General features: G+C 59.5%; 22 protein-coding genes. 18 read left to right on the top strand and 4 right to left on the bottom strand.

The window, feature by feature from the left end:
* Positions 1-13: 13 nt before the first annotated feature.
* Positions 14-1,333: a Rieske 2Fe-2S domain-containing protein gene (locus tag VGL01_RS07840; RefSeq protein WP_331568291.1), complete on the bottom strand. Its 1,320-nt coding sequence runs from the start codon at positions 1,331-1,333 to the stop codon at positions 14-16.
* 229 nt (positions 1,334-1,562) lie between these two features.
* Positions 1,563-2,543: a LysR family transcriptional regulator gene (locus VGL01_RS07835; protein ID WP_331568290.1), complete on the bottom strand. Its 981-nt coding sequence runs from the start codon at positions 2,541-2,543 to the stop codon at positions 1,563-1,565.
* 142 nt (positions 2,544-2,685) lie between these two features.
* On the opposite strand from VGL01_RS07835, the gene VGL01_RS07830 reads away from it, so the two are divergent.
* From VGL01_RS07830 to VGL01_RS07775, 12 genes are all read left to right on the top strand, one after another.
* Positions 2,686-3,435, top strand: coding sequence for an RraA family protein (locus VGL01_RS07830; protein ID WP_331568289.1), 750 nt, complete (start codon positions 2,686-2,688; stop codon positions 3,433-3,435).
* A gap of 5 nt (positions 3,436-3,440) precedes the next feature.
* Positions 3,441-4,445 (top strand): D-2-hydroxyacid dehydrogenase family protein, encoded by a 1,005-nt coding sequence (locus VGL01_RS07825; protein ID WP_331568288.1) that lies wholly within the window; start codon positions 3,441-3,443, stop codon positions 4,443-4,445.
* On the top strand, positions 4,442-5,230 hold the full coding sequence (locus VGL01_RS07820; protein ID WP_331568287.1) for an SDR family NAD(P)-dependent oxidoreductase: 789 nt from the start codon (positions 4,442-4,444) through the stop codon (positions 5,228-5,230). The genes VGL01_RS07825 and VGL01_RS07820 overlap by 4 nt, the downstream gene beginning before the upstream one ends.
* A gap of 119 nt (positions 5,231-5,349) precedes the next feature.
* Positions 5,350-6,576 (top strand): MFS transporter, encoded by a 1,227-nt coding sequence (locus VGL01_RS07815; protein WP_331568286.1) that lies wholly within the window; start codon positions 5,350-5,352, stop codon positions 6,574-6,576.
* 69 nt (positions 6,577-6,645) lie between these two features.
* Positions 6,646-7,113, top strand: coding sequence for a RidA family protein (locus tag VGL01_RS07810; protein ID WP_331568285.1), 468 nt, complete (start codon positions 6,646-6,648; stop codon positions 7,111-7,113).
* Between the two features lie 52 nt (positions 7,114-7,165).
* The gene (locus tag VGL01_RS07805) at positions 7,166-8,134 is read left to right on the top strand and encodes an MBL fold metallo-hydrolase (RefSeq protein WP_331568284.1); all 969 of its coding nucleotides are present in this window, start codon (positions 7,166-7,168) and stop codon (positions 8,132-8,134) included.
* Positions 8,135-8,274: 140 nt separating this feature from the next.
* Positions 8,275-9,429, top strand: a complete 1,155-nt coding sequence (locus VGL01_RS07800; protein ID WP_331568283.1) for a Re/Si-specific NAD(P)(+) transhydrogenase subunit alpha — start codon at positions 8,275-8,277, stop codon at positions 9,427-9,429.
* A gap of 17 nt (positions 9,430-9,446) precedes the next feature.
* Complete coding sequence (locus tag VGL01_RS07795) at positions 9,447-9,764, top strand: proton-translocating transhydrogenase family protein (RefSeq protein ID WP_331568282.1); 318 nt, start codon at positions 9,447-9,449, stop codon at positions 9,762-9,764.
* Complete coding sequence (locus VGL01_RS07790) at positions 9,765-11,216, top strand: NAD(P)(+) transhydrogenase (Re/Si-specific) subunit beta (protein WP_331568281.1); 1,452 nt, start codon at positions 9,765-9,767, stop codon at positions 11,214-11,216. It begins immediately after the preceding gene.
* Between the two features lie 75 nt (positions 11,217-11,291).
* Positions 11,292-11,795: a cupin domain-containing protein gene (locus VGL01_RS07785; RefSeq protein ID WP_331568280.1), complete on the top strand. Its 504-nt coding sequence runs from the start codon at positions 11,292-11,294 to the stop codon at positions 11,793-11,795.
* A gap of 72 nt (positions 11,796-11,867) precedes the next feature.
* Positions 11,868-12,299, top strand: coding sequence for a DoxX family protein (locus tag VGL01_RS07780; protein WP_331568279.1), 432 nt, complete (start codon positions 11,868-11,870; stop codon positions 12,297-12,299).
* A 188-nt stretch (positions 12,300-12,487) separates the two neighbouring features.
* The gene (locus VGL01_RS07775; protein ID WP_331568278.1) at positions 12,488-13,657 is read left to right on the top strand and encodes a porin; all 1,170 of its coding nucleotides are present in this window, start codon (positions 12,488-12,490) and stop codon (positions 13,655-13,657) included.
* A gap of 546 nt (positions 13,658-14,203) precedes the next feature.
* On the opposite strand, the gene VGL01_RS07770 is transcribed toward VGL01_RS07775, so the two are convergent.
* On the bottom strand, positions 14,204-15,013 hold the full coding sequence (locus VGL01_RS07770) for a transporter substrate-binding domain-containing protein (protein WP_331568277.1): 810 nt from the start codon (positions 15,011-15,013) through the stop codon (positions 14,204-14,206).
* Between the two features lie 255 nt (positions 15,014-15,268).
* Between VGL01_RS07770 and VGL01_RS07765 the strand changes: the two genes are divergently transcribed.
* From VGL01_RS07765 to VGL01_RS07740, 6 genes are all read left to right on the top strand, one after another.
* Complete coding sequence (locus VGL01_RS07765; protein WP_331568276.1) at positions 15,269-16,231, top strand: LysR family transcriptional regulator; 963 nt, start codon at positions 15,269-15,271, stop codon at positions 16,229-16,231.
* Positions 16,221-17,627 (top strand): aspartate ammonia-lyase, encoded by a 1,407-nt coding sequence (locus VGL01_RS07760; RefSeq protein ID WP_331568275.1) that lies wholly within the window; start codon positions 16,221-16,223, stop codon positions 17,625-17,627. Before VGL01_RS07765 ends, VGL01_RS07760 begins: the two co-directional genes overlap by 11 nt.
* Before the next feature lie 94 nt (positions 17,628-17,721).
* A complete protein-coding gene (locus VGL01_RS07755) occupies positions 17,722-18,462 on the top strand; it encodes an amino acid ABC transporter permease (protein WP_331568274.1) in 741 nt (246 codons plus the stop codon).
* The gene (locus VGL01_RS07750) at positions 18,459-19,238 is read left to right on the top strand and encodes an amino acid ABC transporter permease (protein ID WP_331568273.1); all 780 of its coding nucleotides are present in this window, start codon (positions 18,459-18,461) and stop codon (positions 19,236-19,238) included. The genes VGL01_RS07755 and VGL01_RS07750 overlap by 4 nt, the downstream gene beginning before the upstream one ends.
* Positions 19,239-19,281: 43 nt before the next feature.
* Positions 19,282-20,082 carry an amino acid ABC transporter ATP-binding protein gene (locus VGL01_RS07745; protein WP_331568272.1) on the top strand — a complete coding sequence of 267 codons (801 nt, stop codon included), beginning with the start codon at positions 19,282-19,284 and terminating at the stop codon, positions 20,080-20,082.
* 31 nt (positions 20,083-20,113) lie between these two features.
* Positions 20,114-20,593: a prolyl-tRNA synthetase associated domain-containing protein gene (locus tag VGL01_RS07740; protein WP_331568271.1), complete on the top strand. Its 480-nt coding sequence runs from the start codon at positions 20,114-20,116 to the stop codon at positions 20,591-20,593.
* 325 nt (positions 20,594-20,918) lie between these two features.
* On the opposite strand, the gene VGL01_RS07735 is transcribed toward VGL01_RS07740, so the two are convergent.
* Positions 20,919-21,956: a GlxA family transcriptional regulator gene (locus VGL01_RS07735; RefSeq protein WP_331568270.1), complete on the bottom strand. Its 1,038-nt coding sequence runs from the start codon at positions 21,954-21,956 to the stop codon at positions 20,919-20,921.
* Between the last annotated feature and the right edge of the window lie 18 nt (positions 21,957-21,974).

Here is a 21,974-nt window from a genome sequence, read left to right as displayed (position 1 = left end):
GTCGGAGCGGCGGTCATTGCTGGACCTGATAGTTCGTTTCGAGCGCGGGCGTCTCCGCATCCTCGCCCCACACGTACCTCGCCTCGTAGGCACGCCAGTCGGTGTCTTTCGGAATCACCGCCTGGTAGGAGCAGACGCTGCGAGCGGGCGCGTGCTCACCGGTGCCGATCGCCGCTGCACCTTCGCTAAATGCCTCGACCGCTTCGAGCATGCGTTTGCGGAACTCGACGATGGCCAGATCGCTTGCCCCGAGCCGCTCGTCGGAGCGGTTGGCGATAGGCCCCATCGTGACCCACATGGCAATGTCCTGATTCGGAAAGCCTTTGATGCCGGTGAAATTGCCGGCTTTCATTGCTTCTCGGTCCTGCCAGAAGCGATTTTCATGGTTGCGCAGGGGCCGATAGCTCGTATCGAGATCCACACCCACTTGCTGGCAGAGGAACTTGCGCCAAGTTTCCGTTTCGGGCGTCGTTTTCGGATCACCCCACGCGATGAAATAGAACGCGGTATTCACATCGTCCATCGGGACATTGATGTTCGCGACGTTGTAAAGATTGTTAGGCGGAATCAAGACCGTTGAGGGCGCAACGAAAACGGTCGAGCGAATGTAATCATGCGTGTTGGCGTTGAAGATTGGGCGGCGAATCGCCGCATAGCGGAAGCCGTACGAAGTTCGTTCGACCTGGAGCCGAGGTGCTTTGTCGGTCGAGGGGCGCAGCCAGTTCTTCGACGTCGCTTCGGCTCCCCCGACACGAGCCGGAACGAAGTCGGACGAGTGCAGGCTCGAGCTATGGGCCGAGTCGATTGCGCCCTCGAGGACTTGCGCCCAGTTGCAGGGCAGCAATGCCTTCGCAATGCTCACGCGCGTGTCCGCTGTAGGAGCCCACGCCGGTGGCACGAATTCGGGCACCGTGTTCTGGGGACCCATGTAGGCCCACACCATGCCGCCCCATTCGTGGGTGGGATAGGCCTTGTGCTTGACCTTCTCGGTCATGCAACTCGATACGGGCTCGGACACCATTTCGATCACGGTGCCGTGAACATCGAACTTCCAACCGTGGTAAAGGCAGCGCAAGCCGCAATCCTCGTTGCGTCCATACACGAGTGAGGCGCGGCGATGAGGGCAGTACTCGTCCATTACGCCGACGCGTCCCTCTGTATCTCGGAACACGACGAGGTCCTCGCCGAATACGCGAGCGTGGACGGGCGGGCCGTCCGGTTCGCTGACTTCTTCGATCAGAGAAACGGGCGTCCAGTGATGCCGCATCAACTGGCCCATCGGGGCATCGCCCTCTACCCGGCACAGCAACTGGTTTTGTTCGTGGGTCAACATGTGTGTTCTCCAGGCGAAAGGTCGTAAGTCGTTCACTCATGAAGACACTATATTAGATATCTAATGAAAAGCGCAAGGGGTCCGAGTGAAAGGAAGGGTATGCCCGAGGCTGATCGCAGCGGATGATCCGGGATCGAGGTTTTCGGGCCGGCAATATATTTCACTTATCGATGTACTCGATTGAGGCTGGCTCAAAATGGACTTCTCTCACGTCGGATCCGGTATGGACTCACAGGTGAGGCGGCGTTCGTGAGTACCGTGCCTCATCTGGTCCCTGCAAGGCAGTATCAGCCATCGTTGTCCCTTCAGGTATGGCACAAGTACCAACGACAAGGGACCGAAACCACTGGTGCGCGGGATGGATGTGAAGCCGTTCGTGCCAGATGAGCTTGTAGATGAGCTTCTCCGTTTCAAAGGGGAGCTCCCGGATCACCAGTCCCTGTTTCTCGACCAGAGCGCGAGCGTCGCCGCTGCCTAGGAAACCGCTGGGCACGCAGGTCAGGAGGTCGCTTTCTGCGACGATCCGCAGCGCGTCGGCAAAATGATTCACGACGACCGTGATCGTTCTTGTACGGCCACGAAGACTTAGCCAACCATCAACGACTCCGAGATCCATTCCCGATGGCGTCACCAATACATGTGAGGCTGCGACGAACTGATCCAAGTCTATTTCCGCGGCTAAGGTGTGCCCCGATTGCATCACGCACACGTAGCGATCTGTTCGAAGTCCTTGGACATGGATATCCCGCGGAAGCGACGGGAACATGCCGACGGCGCAGTCGAGCGTGCCGCGTTCGATCGCCTCGAGGGAACTTGCATTGGTGTGGGGGGAAAACGCTACCCGTGCGTGGGGCGACATGTCACGCAGCTTCAAGGCGATGTCTCGGACAACTTCCGCCGCCAGACTGTCGGTCACCGCGATTCGGAAGCCGGTCGAATCCGTTCGCGGGTCGAAGCGTTCCGGCGCGATCGAGGCGCGGATGACTGCGAGCGAACGATGCAGGTCGGGCCAGATGGCCAGCATCCGCGACGTTGGCTGAACACCATCCGCTACCTTCAGGAAGAGTTGGTCTTGGGTGAGTCTTCGCGCGCGCCGAAGTGCATTGCTAACTGCCGGCTGGCTCATTGACAGACTGGCCGCGGCGCGCGTCACGTTCCGCTCCAGCATGATCGCCTCAATGACGACGAGCAAATTCAGGTCGAGTCGCATCTCATTCACCAGGGTGATAACGGTACCCCCAAAATCTGAATTGGACGATCCAGACTGTCTGGGTAATTATCGCAAACACGGCGGCGGGCAAGAGGAAAGCCGCTAGGCGGACAACTGCACAAATGTTACAGGGATTTATCTCATGAATGATGAAGTTCACGTTGAAGACGGACCGCCCAAGCTAACCGGCAAGATCAGTCCGGATCGCATCCGTCTGATGCGCACGCCGCGCCCGCCCGCGGGTCTGATCGAGCAGCTCAAACGTATCGCCGATGCGAGCAGCGTGATCGCCGACGTAATGGACGAACTCGGAATCACGGGTGTCGTTGGCGCGTCTGTTCTAAAGCCGACGCTGCCGACCGCAAGCATCGTCGGGCCCGCGCTGACGGTACGAAACGTCGTGCAGCGCGAACACGTCTATGAAACCGCCCGCGAGCGCGTCAACCGTATGGCCGAGTTCGAGGCTCACAATTTGGCTTTTCCCGGCGATGTCGTCGTCATCGAAGGCGTGTCGGGCGTGTCCAACATGGGGGGCATCTCGGCGCAGACCGGCAAGCGGCAAGGCGAAGCCGGCGCGATCGTTTCCGGCGGTATTCGCGATGTCGGTCATTCCAGGCGTGTGGACTACCCGCTCTGGGCTACCGAAATCACTCCCGTCACCGGTAAATGGCGCATTGAGACCGTGGAGATAAACGGCGACATTCAAATTGCCGGCGTTCGCGTGTCCCCCGGCGACATCGTCGTGGCTGACGAAACCGGTGTCTGCTTCATTCCCCTCGCGCGGGCGGGGGAAGTCCTGGAGCGGGCGCTGGTAAAAGCCAACTTCGAACATGCGAAGTGCGGTGCGATCGATGCCGGTACGGCAGTTGCCGACTTGCCGAACAGGGAGTGAGCATCATGATTCCCACTTCTCCCAGGCTCCGTATTGCCGTTCTCGACGATTATCAGGACGTTGTCCGTACGCTCGATTGCTTCAAAAGGTTGCACGGTCACGACATCGATGTTTGGAACGACTCCGTTGCGGATGTCGATGTATTAGCAAAACGGCTTGCCGATGCGGATGTGTTGGTCCTGCTACGCGAGCGGACCAAGGTGGACGAAGCCCTGGTAAGCCGGCTGCCCCGACTCAAGCTCATCAGCCAGAATGGGCACGTGCCGCACATCGACCTGGATGCATGCACACGGCACGGAGTGATCGTCTCGTCGGCTCTGACGCAGCGCCCGTCTTATCCCACCGTCGAGCTTACTTGGGGTTTGATCTTGGCGGCGATGCGCAACATTCCGTTCGAAAGCGAGGCGCTTCGCTCGGGTTCGTGGCAGACCACGATCGGGCTCGGCTTGCGGGGGCGGACGCTCGGAATCTATGGTTTCGGCCGACTCGGGGCGATGGTGGCGCGAATCGGCGCGGCCTTCGGCATGGAATTGCTCGTTTGGGGCCGACGAGGCTCGTTGGATCGCGCGCAAGCGGAAGGCTTTCCGATCGCGCCGAGTAAAGAGGCGCTTTTCGCAAAATCCGATGTGCTGAGCTTGCACTTGCGCCTGAATGCGGAGACAGCCGGGCTGATCGGCCCGGCCGATCTCACTTTAATGAAGCCGACGGCCGTGCTGGTCAACACCAGCAGGGCCGAGCTGATCGAGCCGGGCGCGCTGGTTGCCGCGCTGCGAGAAGGGCGGCCAGGAAAAGCGGCGATCGACGTCTTCGAGCACGAGCCGCTGACCAATCCCGACGATCCTTTGCTGCTGCAGCCCAACGCGTTATGCACCCCTCATCTCGGCTACGTCGAGCGCGATAACTATGAGTTCGCCTACGGCAATGCATTTGATCAGATCTTGGCTTTTGCGGATGGGAAGCCGATCAACGTACACAACACGGACGTGCTGAAACAGGAGCACCGCAAATGAATCTCGAACTCGACGGAAAGGTGGTGCTGATCACCGGCGGCAGCAAGGGAATCGGTCTAGCCTGCGCGCGAGCGTTCGGCAGGGAGGGCGCTCGCGTGGCAATCGTGTCGCGCAGTTCGGACAATCTATGCGCGGCGCGTGCGACGCTGGCAGCAGACGGCGTCGATGTCACGGCCATCGAGGCCGACCTCTCCGATGGGGCGCAAGCGGAGCGGGCAGTCATAGCGGCAGAAGAGCAGGTCGGCCCCGTTGCCGTGCTGATCAATTCTGCAGGCGGAGCCGTACGCGTGCCGCCAAGCGAATTAACGCCGGACAAATGGCGCGTTGCGATGGATGCGAAGTTCTTCACGTACATGAACGTCATGGACTTCATACTCCCCCGCATGGTCTCGCGGCGCGCAGGTTCGATCGTCAACATCATCGGCACCGGGGGCAAGATCGCGTCGCCGATCCATATACCGGGCGGCGCCGCGAATGCCGCGCTGATGCTTGCGTCGGCTGGTTTGGCGGCCGCCTGGGGACACGCCGGCATACGCGTCAATGTCATCAATCCGGGCGCCACCATGACCGATCGAGTGCAGATGTCGCTAGCGGCTGAATCGCGAGCGACCGGAGAGCCGCCGGAAGAGTTGCTGCGCAAGAACCAGCAGCGGATACCGCTGGGGCGCTACGCCGTGCCGGAGGAAATCGCGGATGCGGCGCTGTATCTCGCCAGCGCGCGGGCATCTTATGTGACCGGCGCATCGCTGACGATGGACGGAGGGTTGACACCACTCGTCGTCTGACTGGTTGAGCCGAAACGATAAATATTGGAGGAGACAACGTGTTCAGCTGGTATCGTGAGTTAACGAAAAGGGAACGAAATACGTTCTGGGGATGCTTCGCGGGTTGGGCGGTGGACGCGATGGATGCCCAACTCTTCAGCTTCGTACTTCCCGTCCTGATCGCCGCGTGGGGGATGACGACAGCGCAAGCGGGTTATCTCGCCACCGCCACCCTCCTATCGGCCGCCATCGGCGGCTGGGCGTGCGGGTACTTGGCCGACCGTTACGGCCGAGTTCGCGTCATGCGATTCACCATTTTATGGTTTGCGGTTTTCACGTTCATCGCTGGTTTTACTCAGGATTTTCAACAGCTCATCGTCGTGCGGGTTTTGCAAGGACTTGGGTTCGGAGGGGAATGGGCGTCCGGCGCCGTGTTGATGGGTGAAATTATCCGACCGGAGCATCGCGGCAAGGCAGTCGGCAGCGTCCAAAGCGGCTTTGGGATCGGCTGGTGCGCCGCGGCGATATTGGCGGGTGTCGTGCTGGCCCATGTGCCGGTGCAATACGCGTGGCGGACGTTGTTGATGATCGGTGTGTTGCCTGGTTTCCTCGTGCTGTATCTGCGTCGGACGCTCGAGGAGCCGGAACTGTATCGGCGGACCCGCGCCGAGATACAGGCAGGAGGCCCGGCGCCGCGAATCGTCGATATCTTCCGCCCCGGCATGATGAGGGTGACGATCCTCGCATCGTTGTTGGGGTTCGGCGTAATCGGCGTAGGCGGCGCGATCGTCAACTGGCTGCCGACCTTCATGAAGACGGTGCGTCACCTTTCACCGAGCGCTTCCGGCTATTACGTATTGATGGTCACCGCAGGGTCGTTCTTCGGCTTCCTGGTTAGCGCTTACCTGGCCGACACGCTCGGCCGGCGCCGCACATTTCAGTTGTTCCTGGTCTGCTCGTGGCTCGTGACCATCGCTTATATGTTCCTTCCTCTGTCTGGCTGGGCACTGATCGCGATGGGGGTGCCGTTCGGGTTCTTCACGATCGGCAACTACGCCGCACTCGGTCCTTTCTTCACTGAATTGTTTCCGACGGCATTGCGCGGCAGCGGCCAGAGCTTTGCTTACAACTTCGGCAAGGCGGCCGGCGCCGTCGCAGTGTCCTGCATCGGGATTCTTGCGCAGAAGATTTCCTTGGGCGAAGCGATCGGGGCGGTCGCGCTCTTTGGCTACACCGTAGCGATCATCGCGACGCTGCTGCTGCCCGAGACGAGGGGCATTGAGCTCGTGCCGGGTCTGGGGCCTGTTACGCGAGAAGGCGACCGGCCCGGCATCGCGACGGACCAAGCCGCGCCGAGCAGGCTTTGATTTCGTATTGCTGCGAACGATGCGCCTCCGAACGATCGGAGCCGCAAATGAAAAGGATAGGAGAAGCCAATGACACAATCGACCATGAGCGATCGAGACGATGTAATGCCGCGGGCGAGTGAAACGACGGTGTGCCGTCAGAGCATCGTTGTCGAGGGTATTGCTCACAAGTTTCCAGTGCCTAACGCTTGTCGGATCGGCAATCTGGTTGTCTCCAGCGCGATCCATGGGATCGATCCGGCAACCCGGACCCTTCCCGAAGACCTGGAGTCCCAGTGCGCTCACGTATTCGCAAACATGCAGGCGGTCGTGGAGGCGGCCGGAGGCAGCACGCGGGACATTGTCAAGATGACGATCTACCTGAAGGACCGCGATAACAGAGGGCCGGTGAACGAGGAATGGGTACGCATGTTTCCGGACCCTGAATCGCGCCCGGCCCGGCACGCTCAGCTTTTACTGGTCGACGGCCCCTCGTTGATTCAATGTGACTTCATGGCGGTAATCGAGAGCGCAAGTCGCCGAGCGGGTGAACGCTAAGGGCCCGTGCGAACGGCTTCCATGACGCAATGGAAACGATAAGGACGCCACAATGACCGACGATGGAGCGATCAACGCTGCTCGCCGCATGCTGCTTGCGGCTTCATGCCTCTGTGTAGGATGCGGCGTCGCCGCCCCGCTGTTTGCCGCCGTTCCCATGCCGAAAACCGAGGCCCCGGCGTTCTATCGCCTGATGGTCGGTCGATTCGAGGTTATCGCGCTTTCCGACGGCAAAAGCCCGCTTGCGGCGATGAAACTGCTGCAAGGGGATCCATCGGTTATCGAGCAAGCGCTTCATGAGAGCTTTCTTGGCGAGCAGGTGGCTACCTCCCACAATGCTTTCCTAGTGAATACGGGCGACAAGCTGGTGCTGGTGGATGCGGGAGCAGGCACACTGCTGAGCCCTCATACGGGGAGGTTGCTCGGCAACCTTGACGCTTGCGGTTACAAGGCCGAGCAGGTGGACGAGATCTATCTGACACATATGCATACGGATCATATCGGCGGTCTTCTGACGGGAGGGCGCCGGGCTTTTCCGAACGCGGTCGTTCGGGTGGACAGACGCGAGGCGAACTATTGGATGAGCGAGCAAACCATGCGTGCCGCGCCTTCCGCCGCGAAGCGGTTCTTCGAGGCGGCCAGGACCTGCTTGTCGCCTTACATGACGGCGGGCAAGCTCGAGACCTTCGAGAGCAGCGCAAAGCTCACCCACGGAGTACGCGCGCTGGCTGCCTATGGACATACGCCGGGTCATACGATGTACGCGGTTGAGAGCGAGGACGAGAAACTGCTCCTGTGGGGCGATATCGTTCATGTCGCTGCAGTGCAGTTTGCCGATCCGAGCGTCACGATCGGTTACGACGTCGATCGTGTCGAGGCCGAGCAAGAGCATTGGCGCACCTTCGCCGATGCGGCACGAAAACGATACATGGTGGGCGGTGCGCATCTGCCGTTTCCCGGGCTTGGCCATGTGCGCGACAACGGCGATGGGAGCTATGCCTTCGTGCCGCTAAGCGAGTAGTCGCAGGAAGGCGCGCGGCATATCGAGCAAGGGGGAACGGAGGGCGTCGACGCCCAGATGCGACGCCGGAAGGCATCGAAGAAAGCGTTGTTACCCCTATAAATTAGGATTACTAATTAAATCGACGATAGGAGACTTCGTTGTTTATTGGCATACCAAAGGAGGTGCGGCTGCATGAAGCCCGCGTCGCCGCGACCCCCGAGACGGTGAAGAAGTACGTTCAAGCGGGGCATCGCGTTACGATCGAACGCGGCGCCGGCGCGGCCGCGAGTTTCACGGACGATGCGTATGCCGCCGTCGGGGCCGAGCTTGCCGAAGCCGACGCGGCGTTTTCCGCCGATCTCGTCCTGAAGGTGCAATCGCCGAGCGAGGCCGAGCTCGCGCTGATCAAGCGCAGCGCCGTCCTCGTGGGCATGCTCGAGCCGTTCAACGCGCAGAACGCGGCGCGCCTCGCCGATGCGGGCGTCACCGCTTTCGCGCTCGAAGCCGCACCGCGCACGACGCGCGCGCAAAGCCTGGACGTGCTGTCCTCGCAGGCGAACATCGCCGGCTACAAAGCCGTGCTGATTGCCGCCGATCTCTATCCGCGCTTCCTGCCGATGCTGATGACGGCCGCCGGCACGGTGAAGGCGGCCCGCGTGCTGATCCTCGGCGCGGGCGTGGCCGGCTTGCAGGCCATTGCCACCGCCAAGCGCTTGGGTGCCGTGATCGAAGCCTCCGATGTGCGTCCGGCCGTGAAGGAGCAGATCGAATCGCTCGGCGCGAAGTTCGTCGACGTGCCGTACGAGACCCAGGAAGAGCGCGAGGCGGCCGAAGGTGTGGGCGGCTACGCACGGCCGATGCCGCCTTCATGGCTTGCCCGTCAATCGGCCGCCGTGCACGAGCGCGCTAAGGTGGCCGATATCGTCATCACGACGGCGCTGATCCCCGGGCGCGACGCGCCGATGCTGTTGTCGGCGGAAACGGTCCAGGCGATGCGCCCGGGCTCGGTCATCGTCGATCTGGCCGCGGGGCGTGGTGCAGAGCTCGCCGGGCTGCCCGGCGAGCGCGGGGGCAACTGTCCGCTCACGGAGCCGGACAAGGTCGTGACCAAGCACGGCGTGACGATCGTGGGGCATACGAACCTGCCGGCGATGGTGGCGGCCGACGCCTCCTCGCTCTACGCGCGCAATCTGTTCGACTTCCTGAAGCTGATCCTCACGAAGGAAGGCGCCTTGACCATCGACATGAACGACGACATCGTCGCGGCCACGCTGCTGGCCCGCGACGGAGCCGTTGCCCGCAAGGCGGCATAAGGAATAGGAACGAGGCGATGGAAATCATCAATCACACCGTCATCAATCTGATCATCTTCGTGCTGGCCGTCTACGTCGGCTACCACGTCGTGTGGAACGTCACGCCGGCGCTGCATACGCCGCTGATGGCCGTGACCAATGCCATTTCGGCCATCGTCATCGTCGGGGCGATGCTCGCCACTGGCCTGACGGTCGGCGGCCCGGGCAAGCTCTTCGGCACACTGGCCGTGCTGCTGGCCGCGGTCAACGTATTCGGCGGCTTTCTCGTGACGCGGCGCATGCTGGAGATGTTCAAGAAGAAAGAGCCGAAGAAGGCCGCGAAGGAGGGTGCGTAAATGAGCATGAACGTCGTTACGCTGCTTTATCTCGTCGCCTCGGTCTGCTTCATTCAGGCGCTCAAGGGGCTGTCCAATCCGAAGAGTGCGCGCGCGGGCAATGTGTTCGGCATGGTGGGCATGGCGACCGCGATCCTCACCACGGTCGCGCTGATCGTCAAGCAAGCGGCGCTGCTCGGGTCGAACCTGGCGCTGGGCTTGGGGCTGCTGTTCGGCGCCCTGGTCGTGGGCGGAGCGGTGGGGGCTTACGTCGCCGCGCGCGTCGAAATGACGAAGATGCCCGAGCTCGTCGCGGCCATGCACTCGCTGATCGGTCTCGCGGCCGTGGCGATCGCTTATGCGGTGGTCAGCGAGCCCCCGGCATTCGGCCTCGTGCCTTTGGACGCACCCGATGCAGGTTTCCTGCCCTACGGCAATCGCATCGAGCTCTTCATCGGCACGTTCGTTGGCGCCATCACGTTCAGCGGCTCGGTGATTGCTTTCGGCAAGCTGTCCGGCAAATACAAGTTCCGGCTGTTTCAGGGCGCACCGGTCGTTTATCCGGGGCAACACCTGATCAATCTGATGCTGGCGCTGGGCATGATTGGCTTCGGGATCATCTTTTTCCTGACGCAATCGTGGCTGCCGTTCATCATCATGACGGTCATCGCGTTCGCGCTCGGGGTGCTGATCATCATTCCGATCGGCGGGGCCGACATGCCCGTCGTCGTTTCGATGCTGAACTCGTATTCGGGCTGGGCGGCGGCCGGCATCGGCTTTTCGCTGAACAACGCGATGCTGATCATTGCCGGCTCGTTGGTTGGCTCTTCCGGTGCGATTCTGTCGTACATCATGTGCCACGCGATGAATCGCTCGTTCTTCAACGTGCTGTTGGGCGGGTTCGGTGCGGAACCAGGCGCGGCAGCGGCGGGCGGAGCCGCGGAGCGGCGGCCCGTGAAGTCGGGCTCGGCCGACGACGCTTCGTTCATGCTCGGCAATGCGGAATCGGTCGTGATCGTCCCCGGCTATGGCTTGGCCGTGGCGCGCGCGCAGCATGCATTGAAGGAACTGACCGATAAGCTCATCGAAAAAGGCGTGGACGTGCGCTATGCGATTCACCCCGTGGCGGGGCGGATGCCCGGGCACATGAACGTGCTGCTGGCCGAAGCCGAAGTGCCGTACGAAATCGTCCATGAGATGGAAGACATCAACGGCGAGTTCGGTCAGACCGACGTCGTGCTCGTGCTCGGGGCGAACGACGTGGTCAATCCGGCGGCGAAGAACGATCCGAAATCGCCGATTGCCGGCATGCCGATCATCGAGGCATACAAGGCGCGTACCGTCATCGTCAACAAGCGGTCGATGGCGGCGGGGTATGCGGGGCTCGACAACGAACTGTTCTACATGGACAAGACGATGATGGTCTTCGGCGATGCGAAGAAGGTCATCGAGGACATGATCAAAGCGGCTTAAAGGCCACGCCCCGCTTGTGCGACGGCAGCCTTTACGCACACGTCCAGACGCTTTCTCTCAACCTAGGAGTGATCGATGAAGTTGACTTTTTCGCATCTAATTTTTGCTGTGGCGATTTCGATTTACGGGACTATCGTTGCGGCCCAACCCGCGGGAACACCAATGCAAGTCATGGTGGCGACGCCCGAGCAACTAGCCGTCACACAGAGTGCGTCGAAAACTGTGGGCGTGTCCCAGGTGAAAGGTCAAAGCGCGGAAATGCTTTATGGCGATTCGAGCAGACCTGGGCTCTATACCGTTTTGCTGCGTCTGGCTCCGCATAAACGCATCATGCCGCTTTCTCATCCCGACTCGCGCTTTGTGACAGTTTTGTCCGGTACCTTCTATATAGGGTTTGGCGATACCTACGAAGAAAGCAAGCTCAAGGCACTTTCGGCTGGAGGCATCTATACCGAACCGGCTCACGTCAATCATTTCGGTGAAACGCGAGGTGAACCCGCCCTCGTTGCGATCACTGGATACGGTCCGAGCGGCACCCTGTACGCAAAACCTTCCGATTCGAAAAATGCCCACAAATAATTTGGGGATTGCCGTGGATGTGGCCCGCTCCAAGACGGCCGCATAACAGTTCGAGCTCCCGGGAGAGAGACATTGCGTAAGAAGCCAGCTTGTCGTTCGGATGTGCCTTCGCTGCCCGCGGCACGTGTCCTTTTATCCATTCCATTTATTTTCGGAGGTATTCATAACCTGTTCGCGTATAGCATCTTCGTCGACTACCTCGCTTCACGAGGCATACCGATCCCCAACATTCTTGCGGCGCCATCGATAGCGAGCGATCTCGTCGGCGGCCTATTGCTGGTCCTCGGGATTCGATTGCGGATACTGGTGCCCTTCTTGATGATCTACATCGTCTTCATGGCATTCGTAGGGCATCCTTTCTGGTTATTCGAGGACCCGAAACTGCGCGAGGATATGGTTTTTCATTTTTGGAAAAATATCGCAATTGCGGGTGGATTGCTCGCAGTTTCCGTTTCAAACACGGCGACGTGCAAAACATCGGATTGTGCGTTGTCGAAATCGTAGTCGCTCGGATCGCCTTTGTTCGGGCCATACCTACGGTTAGATCGGTGCACAACCTTCATGTATGGTCCTCACGTTGATGCTCTTGCGCATCTCCGGGTAGTCGCGCCACAGTCGCGCGTTCATCTCGGACGCATACCAAATACGAGCGTGACAACACGCATATTTCAACAAATGACAGGAGACAACATATGAAAAAGCTTCTTATGACTGTGAGTTGCAGCGCAATCGGAGTAGTGGCGCATGCACAGAGTTCGATTACGCTATACGGTTTGATCGACAATGGCGTTTCTTATGTTAGCAATAATCGCGTCGCAAGCGGCGCGGGCAAGAGCAACGTGTTCGCATCCTCGTCGAACATCGTCGGCGACCGGTGGGGGGTGACCGGCGCCGAAGATCTCGGCGGTGGGCTTCAGGCGATATTCAAGCTCGAAAACGGATTCTCCGGGACGAACGGCGGCCTTCAGCAAGGTGGGCGGCTGTTCGGGCGGCAGGCGTGGGTGGGCATGTCCAGTCCTTTGGGAACCCTGACGCTCGGGCGGCAGTACGACTCCGTGGTCGATTTTCTCGCGCCACGGAGTCTCGCGCAAAGCTTTCTCGGCGGGCTGGAGTTCATGCATCCGATGGATAACGATAGCTTCGGAAACGTATCCCGGCTCGACAACGCTGTGAAGTTCGCCAGCATCGATTACAGCGGCCTAAAGTTCGGGGGACTGTATGCGTTCTCCAACAAGGCAGGCGGCTTCTCGGACAATCGGGCATTTAGCGGCGGGGCTAGCTACAGTCACGGACCGTTCACGGTAAGTGCCGGGTACATGAGGATCGATCGCCCGGGAGACGGGTCTGCGGGCGCACTCGACGGCTCCTCGACCTCGGGCGATGCGACGTTTCGCGCGAGCACCCGCCAGGTCTGGGGCATGGGAGGGAGCTATGCGATCGGACCGGTCACACTGGGGCTCGTATGGAGTGCTTCACGGTATCGCGATACGACTGCCGCATATCGTGGGAGCACAGCCTCGCTTATGCCCGCCGGGATGCCGACCGATTTGACGTTCAACAACTATGAAGCGAACGTTCGGTATCTGGTTACGCCATCGTGGGTGGTAGCAGCATCCTATACGCTTACCGATGGAAGATATTCGAACACGTCGACCCACGCGAAGCCGCGATGGAATCAGTTCAATCTGATGACGGCATACTCGCTCTCAAAGCGCACCGACGTCTATCTGATGGCGGAATACCAGCACGTGAGCGGCGCCTCGGGAACGATTTTCGACGGTGCATTCATTGGTGGCAGCGGAGGTCCCTCGGCGACCAATGCTCAGTTTCTGGCGAGCGCTGGGTTGCGCGTGCGGTTCTGAGTGTCGGACCACATGCAATGCGCACGCGGCTGACAGCGATGCCAGTTCGGTAATCCCCCGGCTTTTAACATTCGATCTTCAATAGCACCGTCAACGCCGCGTACTCGTCCGCACGCTCCATCAATATCGCGCGCGGGCGGCAATTCCGCATTCGGCCCTGTCACGCTCGGTGGCTACTAAAGCTATTCGGAATGCAACCCCGACGCATCATCCTCCTTTACCCGATCGGAGAAATATCACAATGCACGCTGCGGGCGGCGGTCGATGTTATCGCATTCGAGGCGTCGGGAAAATGCTGGGCTACTGCGACTAATGGTGCGCGCAAGGTTCGCGAGGAACCCGGCGATGGTTAAGATCGCCCGACATTTTGGGAGCGGGGGAGCAGCGCCTGTTGATTTCCACCGAATTCTGACCCGCCAGCTACTGGCTCAGATGGGTCAATTCTGCATGGACATCAACAGAGCGACTGTGTTTCGACGAACAACGGAATGTAATTCAATCCGTCGCATCACATGACGAGCCGTGCGTGATCAATCGCGATATCCCTTACATCGCCTTCTTATGCTGGACCTGAAGCCACTCGGAAGCCGGCAGTCCCCACTTCTTCTCCAAGTTGATCAGCTCGCCGCTCTTGTGCCACGAGGCGACCGTGCCCGACAAGAACTTGGCGAGCGGCGTCTCCGCGTTGTCCTTCGCCACCGCCAGGCCCCACGGCTGCACGTCGTCCGGGGGCAGCGGCGCAGCGAAATCCTTCAGCTTGCCGTCGTTCAGCAACTGTCCAGTCACCGTGCTGTCTTCGACGAAACCGACGCATGAGTTGTTCATCAACGCATTGATTGCTTGGGTGAGGTCGGCGAACGCGGCGATATTCACGCCGTACTTTTCGCTGACGGCGCGGTTGTAGTAGGTGCCTTGCACGCCACACACCGTTTTCCCGCGAAGATCGGTCCAATTCTTGACGTCCGAGCCTTTACGCGCGATGAAGCCGGTACCGCCAGCGTAGTAGAAAGGCTGGATGAAGTCGACCACGTTCGCCCGCTCCTGGTTGTATGTCAGGCTCGCCAAAATGACGTCGATGCGTCCTTGCTGCAGAAACTGAATCCGGTTCGCCGGCTGCACCGGGACCATTTCGACTTTTACCCCCAGCCGCTTGCCGATATCACGCGCCAAATCAGGTTCGATCCCGACGATTTGGCCACTCTGATCGCGCATGCCGAACGGCTTGTAGTCCGTGTTCACGCCGATCTTGATGACGCCCGCGCTCTTGATCTGACTCAACGCATCTGTACCCGCATGCGCCTGCATGCCGAAAGCCGCCACGCAGAGCGACAGGGCAATTCCAAACAGCGATTTCACGATGGACTCCTCCAGGATTCAGGCTGATGCCGGTTATGTATGACCTCTCGCTCGGATCGCCAGATGCGTGTCCGAGCAATCCCAGCCTACGCAGCCAAATGTCGGTTTTCAAATAATCGGGGCACGCTATTAGCAAAACTCAGAGATAGTATTAGCGTTACTGATAGTGGACGTCTATCATTTGATCGTCTACTGAGCCACGCTTAAAGTTCACCCATGAGAGGGATCACCGTGCCCGCCTTCAAGAACTTGGATATGCAAACCCTTCAGATCTTCGTGACCACCGCTGAGGAACGAAACATGTCGAATGCCGCGAGGCGGCTCGGCCTGACTCAGTCTGCGGTGTCGCAAAGCATCCGACAACTCGAGGATCAGTTCGGGGTGGTGCTGTTCAATCGCGAGCGGCGCCCGCTGACCCTTACGGCTGCAGGCTTGACGCTGCGCAATCGCGGCATGGTGCTCCTGGAGGATTTGAATCGTTTGAAGGCGCATGTCATCGATGCGAGCAAAGGCATCAAACCCGACGTGCGCGTCGGGCTCGTCGATTCCTTTGCTGGGACATGCGGGCCTGCGTTCATCAAGGCGATGTTGAATGAGTCCACCACGCTTTCCGTCCGCACGGGTCTCTCGCCTTATCACAGTGAGGGGCTCGTCGGGCGCGACCTCGATCTCGTCATCTCGACGGATCCATTGGCGGACCTTGACGGCATCGAGCGTCGGCGGCTGCTCTCCGAACCATTCGTGGTGATCACACCCAAAGAGCAAACGGGCGCCGTACGTACACCTGCGGACTTGCGGGCGCTTGGGGAGGCATTGCCGATCGTCCGCTTCAATCGGCAGTCGCACATCGGGGCACAAATCGAGCGCTACCTGCGTCGTATCGATGTCCGGATTGCTCGCCGCCTTGAAGTCGATACGGCCGACACGCTGACGTCGATGGTCGCGGGCGACATCGGCTGGGCGATTACGACACCCATGTGCCTGTTGCAAGCCGGGGAGTACGCAAGAAAAGTGAAGTTGCATTTCCTGAGTGCATCGACCTCGGGCCGCTCGCTTTATCTCGTCGCACGCCGCGACGAATACAGCCATCTATTCGACGACGTCTATGCGATCGCTCATTCGATCGTGTCGACGTCGCTATTGCAACGGCTTGCACAAATCCATGCCGACCTTCCCAAACTCATCGACATCGAAACGGAGACTGAACATGAGCGGTAGCACAGAGGCTTTGACACGAACGGAAAGCGATTATTGGGGCGATGTCAGCATTCCAAACCATGAGCTGTATGGCGTGAATTCCGTGCGCGGCGTGGAGAATTTGCGCGTGTCGAAGCGGACGATCGCGGATGTGCCCGAGTTCGTCAAGGCGTTCGCACGATGCAAATGGGCCGCCGCGCTGGCGAATCGCGATCTGGGTGTCTTGACGGAGGAGCAGTGTCAAGCGATCGTCGGGGCATGCCGCGAGATCGTCGATGGCCAGCACTCCAGCTCGTTCGTGGTGGATCTGCTCGAAGGGTCGGGCGGCACGTCGACCAACATGAATTTCAATGAAGTGATTGCCAATCGCGCGCAGCAGTTGCTCGGCGGCGTGCCGGGTCGCTACGACTTCGTGCATCCGAACAATCACGTCAATCGCTCGCAATCGACGAACGACGTCTATCCGGCCGCGATGAAAATGGCGGTCTACGAACTGATCGTGCCGCTCGCTGCCGAGTTGTCGGAACTCGCTGAGGCGTTTGAATCCAAGTCCATCGAGTGCGGCGACGTACTGCATCTGGGCCGAACGTGTCTGCAGGATGCGCAGCCGATGCGATTGGGTCAAGTCTTCGGCGGCTATGCCTCGCTGACGAAGCGACTCGCCAATGAGTTGCTGGCTGCTCGCGAAAAGCTGCTCGCATTGCCGCTCGGCGGTACTGCGATCGGTACGGGGTTCGGCGCACCGGCCGGCTACCGGCGAGCGGTATTCGCGCACCTGGTTTCTCTGACAGGCATTGCCTACTGTGCGCCGGACGATGCCTTCGATGCAATGCAAAACCTCGATGTGTTCTCGCGCGTCTCTGCTGAACTGCGCGTGTGCGGCACGTCCCTCGGCAAGATCGCCTCCGACTTGATTCTGCTCTCGTCGGGTCCTGTCGGTGGACTCGCGGAGCTTACTTTGCCGGCGGTGCAGGCAGGTTCGTCGATCATGCCCGGCAAGGTCAATCCCGTGGTGCCGATGTCGATCGTGCAGTTGGGGTTCGCGGTCGTCGGTAACGATAACTGCGTCGCCCAAGCCGTCCAATGCGGCCAATTGGAGATCAATCACTTCGAGCCCGTCGTGGCCGATCGCGTATTCGAATCGTTGGGGTTGCTGACGAATGGTGTTCGTCTATTCCGAGAAAAGTGCGTGCAAGGCATTAAGGCAAACGTCGAAGTCAACGAGCGGCATGTGTTCGAATCGATGGCCGTGGCCACGGCGCTCGTGCCTACGCTCGGATACGCGAAGGTCAGCGAATTGGCACGGCAGTCCGTGCATGAAGGGCAGCCGCTGATCAAGATCCTCGAGGAGAGCGGCGTACTCAGCGCGGTCGAGGCTCGCCGTCATATCGAGGAATCGACGCGTCCTACGTTTTGACGTTTCGTAAAATAGGTAGAGTTGGAGACCAGAGGCAGCGCTGCGATGGAGATGGTGCAAGCCATCGGGCGATGCCTTTGAGAGGAGCAAATAGATGATCAATGCCGCTGGATTCTTTCAGTGGTTGAACGCGCACTACGGCGTCAACTTCTCGGTGTTCTACGACGCGTTCGAATGGCACACGTTCGTGCGCGGCATCGCGATGACGTTCGTGCTTTCGGCCGCATCGATCGCGGGGAGCGTCGTGTTGGGCGCGGTCGGTGCGTTTTTCCAGCGCTCGCATTCACGAGGGCTGCGCCTGTGCGCGGACGCCTACGTGTGGATATTCCGGAACACGCCGCCGCTCGTGCAGCTGTACTTCTTTTACTTCGCACTGAGTCCCTTTCTGACTCATCTGGCCGGCGCTCCCACGCCGCTGCTCGGGAATATCGGGTGGGCTGTTGTCTCGCTGATCCTGTTTGCCGGAGCATTCAACGTCGAAATCTTTCGCTCCGGAATCGAGGCGGTGCCGCATTCGATGTTGGAGGCCGCATCCTCACTCGGAATGAGCCATCTGCAAACGTTTCGAAAAGTCGTGATGCCGCTCGCGCTACGCATCAGTTTGCCGGCGCTGAGCAATAACTTGATCAACCTAATCAAGACGACGACCAACGCCTACGCGATCGCCGTACCGGAACTGCTGTATGTGTCCTCGCAGATCTGGGCTCAAGACCTGAACACACTCGAGATGATGATCGTCTTGCTGGTCTTCTACTTGGGCGTCATCGGCGTGTTCGTGATGCTGATGAATAGGTTGGAAAAGTCGATCGCTGTACCTGGCTGGGGGAAACAATGAGCAAGCGTCATTCAATTTCGCCGTCGTTGCTTGCCGCTGCCGGTTTGCTCGTTCTGGCTTACCCGGCCGTGGCTAGCGCACAGACTACCGCTGCCGGCGCTGACGGTGCCCACTGGACGACATTGATCCCATGGCTTCCCGTGCTTCTCAAAGGTTTCGCATTCGACGTGCTGATCAGCTTTGTCGCGATGGCGATCGGAACCGTCCTGGGCACGGCAGTGGGCATTGGGCAGATATCGCACCACAAAGGCGTGCGGGTGGCAAGCGGGTGGATTACGCAATTCTTCCGCAACGCGCCGTGGCTCGTCATCTTGTTCTTCTGCATTTATCTGATGCCATATCAGATCAACGTCCTGGGTTTGTCGGTGCCATTCCCCGCTTGGGTTAAGGGCATCGTCGGGCTTTCCTTCCCGGTAATGGGCAACGTGTCCGAAGTGGTTCGCGGTGGCATACAGTCTTTGCCTACCGCGCAGTGGGAGGCGGCGGCCGCACTCGGTCTCACGCGCAGGCAGACGCTCAAACTGTGCATCTTGCCGCAAGCCGTCAAGCGCATGGCGGCGCCTTGGATGAACACATACGCAATCTTGATGATGTCGACGCCACTGGTCTCAATCGTAGGCGTCGACGATAGCGTCAGCATCGCAAGTTCGGTGCTGTCCGCGCTCGCCAATCCCGCGCTGATGATGCCCGTCTACGGCCTCATTCTCGTACTTTTCTTTGCGTACTGCGCCCCGATCGCGATGCTCACGAAGCAGCTCGAACGTCGCTATCGATAAGCCGATGCGCGCTAACCAATACAGGAAGAATGTGGAGGGACATATGACGGCCACTCAGCGAGTTGAACTGGCGCCATCGAGCGCACGTCCGCCTTTACCACGAGCGGCGGAGGCGATCGTATCCGTGCGCGATGTAAAGAAGGCTTTTGGGGCGCACCAAGTATTGCGCGGTGTCTCCTTACAAGTGGAGAAAGGGACGGCGGCGGCATTGATCGGTCCGTCTGGATCTGGCAAATCGACGCTCTTGCGCTGTATCAATGGTCTCGTCGACATCGACGAGGGGGAGGTCTATGCGGCGGGTCATGCGGTGCATACGCTGCGCAGCGACAAGGATCGCATCGCATTGCGCAAGGATGTCTCAATGGTGTTTCAGCAATACAATCTTTTCCCCCATATGACGGTGCTGGAAAACGTGATGCTTGCGCCGATCAACGTTTTGCGTCAGCCCAAAGAGGAGGTCGAGGTGCGTGCAGTTGAACTGCTTGCCAAGGTTCGATTGTCGGGCAAGGAGAAATCTTTCCCGGGGCAATTGTCGGGAGGGCAGCAGCAGCGCGTGGCCATTGCGCGCTCTTTGGCGATGCGTCCCGGTGTCATGCTATTCGACGAAGTCACTGCGGCACTCGACCCGGAGACAGTGAAGGAGGTGTTGACTACCATCAGAGATCTCGTGTCGGAAGGCATGACCAGCATCTTGGTGACGCACGAGATGCGCTTTGCGCGTGAGGTTGCGCATCAGGTGTTTTTCACGGACAAAGGGCTGATCGTGGAGTCCGGATCACCGAAGGAATTTTTCGATACCCCGCGGGATCCGCGCACGCGGGAGTTTCTTAGCCATGTCCTATAGAAAGGAACGTTGGCTTGCAGGCAGGCAAGAAGTGCTGGCTCATCTGGATGAGCACGCGATTGCTTACGAGGAAACACATCATGCCGTCGTGACGTCGATGTTGGAATCCGCTCGACTTGGGCTCAGCGTCGAGGGTGTACGCTGCAAGAACCTCCTGATGCAGGACAAGAAGAAGCGGCGATTGCTGTTGGTCGTCGCGCAAGCGGATCGCCAGGTCGATGCCGCATCGTTGGGGCGCGGGCTGGGGTGTGGACGGCTTTCTCTGTGCTCAGCCGATCTACTGCTCGACCGTTTGGGCGTCGTGCCCCGTGCATTGTCGCCGCTCGCGCTAATCAACGACAAGGAAGGATCGGTGGAGCTCGTGATCGACGAGAGTCTGTGCGATGTGTCGCGGCTGCTCTTTCATCCGCTTGTGAACACGTCGACCATTGCCCTGGCACGCGATGGTTGGGGGCGTTTCTTAAGTTCGATTGGATGTGAGCCGACGTATGTTGTGGTCGGAGGGATCTGAGGCAAACACGCGATTCGCCATTGAGTCCAATCAGTCAGCGCTCCTCCGTGTGTGAAGTCGTAGACCGCGTGGTCGAATGAGTCGTATTCGGTCGCGCCTAAAGCAGACCGGGTAGCCAAGGCGCCGATCTATAAACTTATGGCGCAGCACGGCATCCGCGCTTGGCACAAGCGCCAGTACATTGCTACGACGAACGCGGCCCGAGTGCCGCGCAACAAGACAATCCACCGGCGATTCGGCAGTCGAATGTTTACGAGATTCTTTGACGCCTCGGTCATACAGACGCGGCACCTTTCAATGGCCTCTTTTCCGTCCGCCGTCGCAGCTAGGCGTTCATCATTATGCGTCTTCGGCGTCTGAACGCGTCGGGTGTTTCCTTATACGTGGCTTTGAACCAGCGGCTAAAGTGAGCTGCATCTGAAAAGCCGCATTCGCTTGCGATCTGAGCAATCCCTCGATCCGAATTCAGCAGAAGCCAGTGCCCTTGTGCAAGACGGATATTGCGCCAGGTTTCTGCGGGGCTTTCATTCCCGTATTTGGCAAATAACCGGCACAATTCACGCTCACTGCAACCTACCTTGTCGGCCAATACGCCGATTGGATAGGGCGTCGCTATGTGCCGCTCCATAATCTCTATTGCGGTTTCGACCTTTCTGCTTCCGCATACGGCGAGGTGTCCGTACGCGCGATGTGGGAAACGGGACGCCGAGCGCTGCCTCTCGATAAGGAGGGAGGTCAGGCCTTTCACTGCTCGCGCCTTGCCGCAATGCGAGTCAATGAGATGGAATGCGAGATCTAGTGCAGAGGTGCCACCGAGGCATGTCAGGACACCTCGGTCGCTGATATACATCTCATCCGAAACAACCTCGACCTTTGGAAACAATTTACGGAACGCTGCCTGGTGTTCATGGTGAACCGCGCATCTACGGCCATCAAGAAGTCCAAGGTCAGCGAGGATAAAGCTGCCCGTACAAAGTCCGACGACAGTGATTCCCGAGTCGTACGCGTGGCGGATGAAGCTTCGATGGGCCTCACTAAGGTTCAAGCACGCAGGCAGCAGGCCGCCCACGACGACGATGAAATTCAGGTCACCAAATTCCTTGAGCTCCTGTTCAGGGAGAATCAAAGAGCCGCAGCTTGCCCGGATCGGTTCGTCGAGGCGCTCAGCCAATATTTTCCAAGTGCAGTAAATCTGCCGACTGTAGTCGCTTTCATCTGCAGCATGCCGAAGGCTGTCGATGAATGCCGCGAACGGCAGCAGGGTGAATTGCGGTGAAAGAATAAACCCAACCCGGATTGTCGGCTCGATTCCGTGCAGTAGTGGGGGATGGGGCGCCAGTGCCTCAAAATCAGCGGCGTTCATGAGCTTTCATCAGTGTAA

It is taken from the genome of Trinickia sp. (assembly GCF_036503415.1).
In the GTDB taxonomy this organism is placed as follows: domain Bacteria; phylum Pseudomonadota; class Gammaproteobacteria; order Burkholderiales; family Burkholderiaceae; genus Trinickia.
This window is presented reverse-complemented; position numbering and strand designations above follow the sequence as displayed.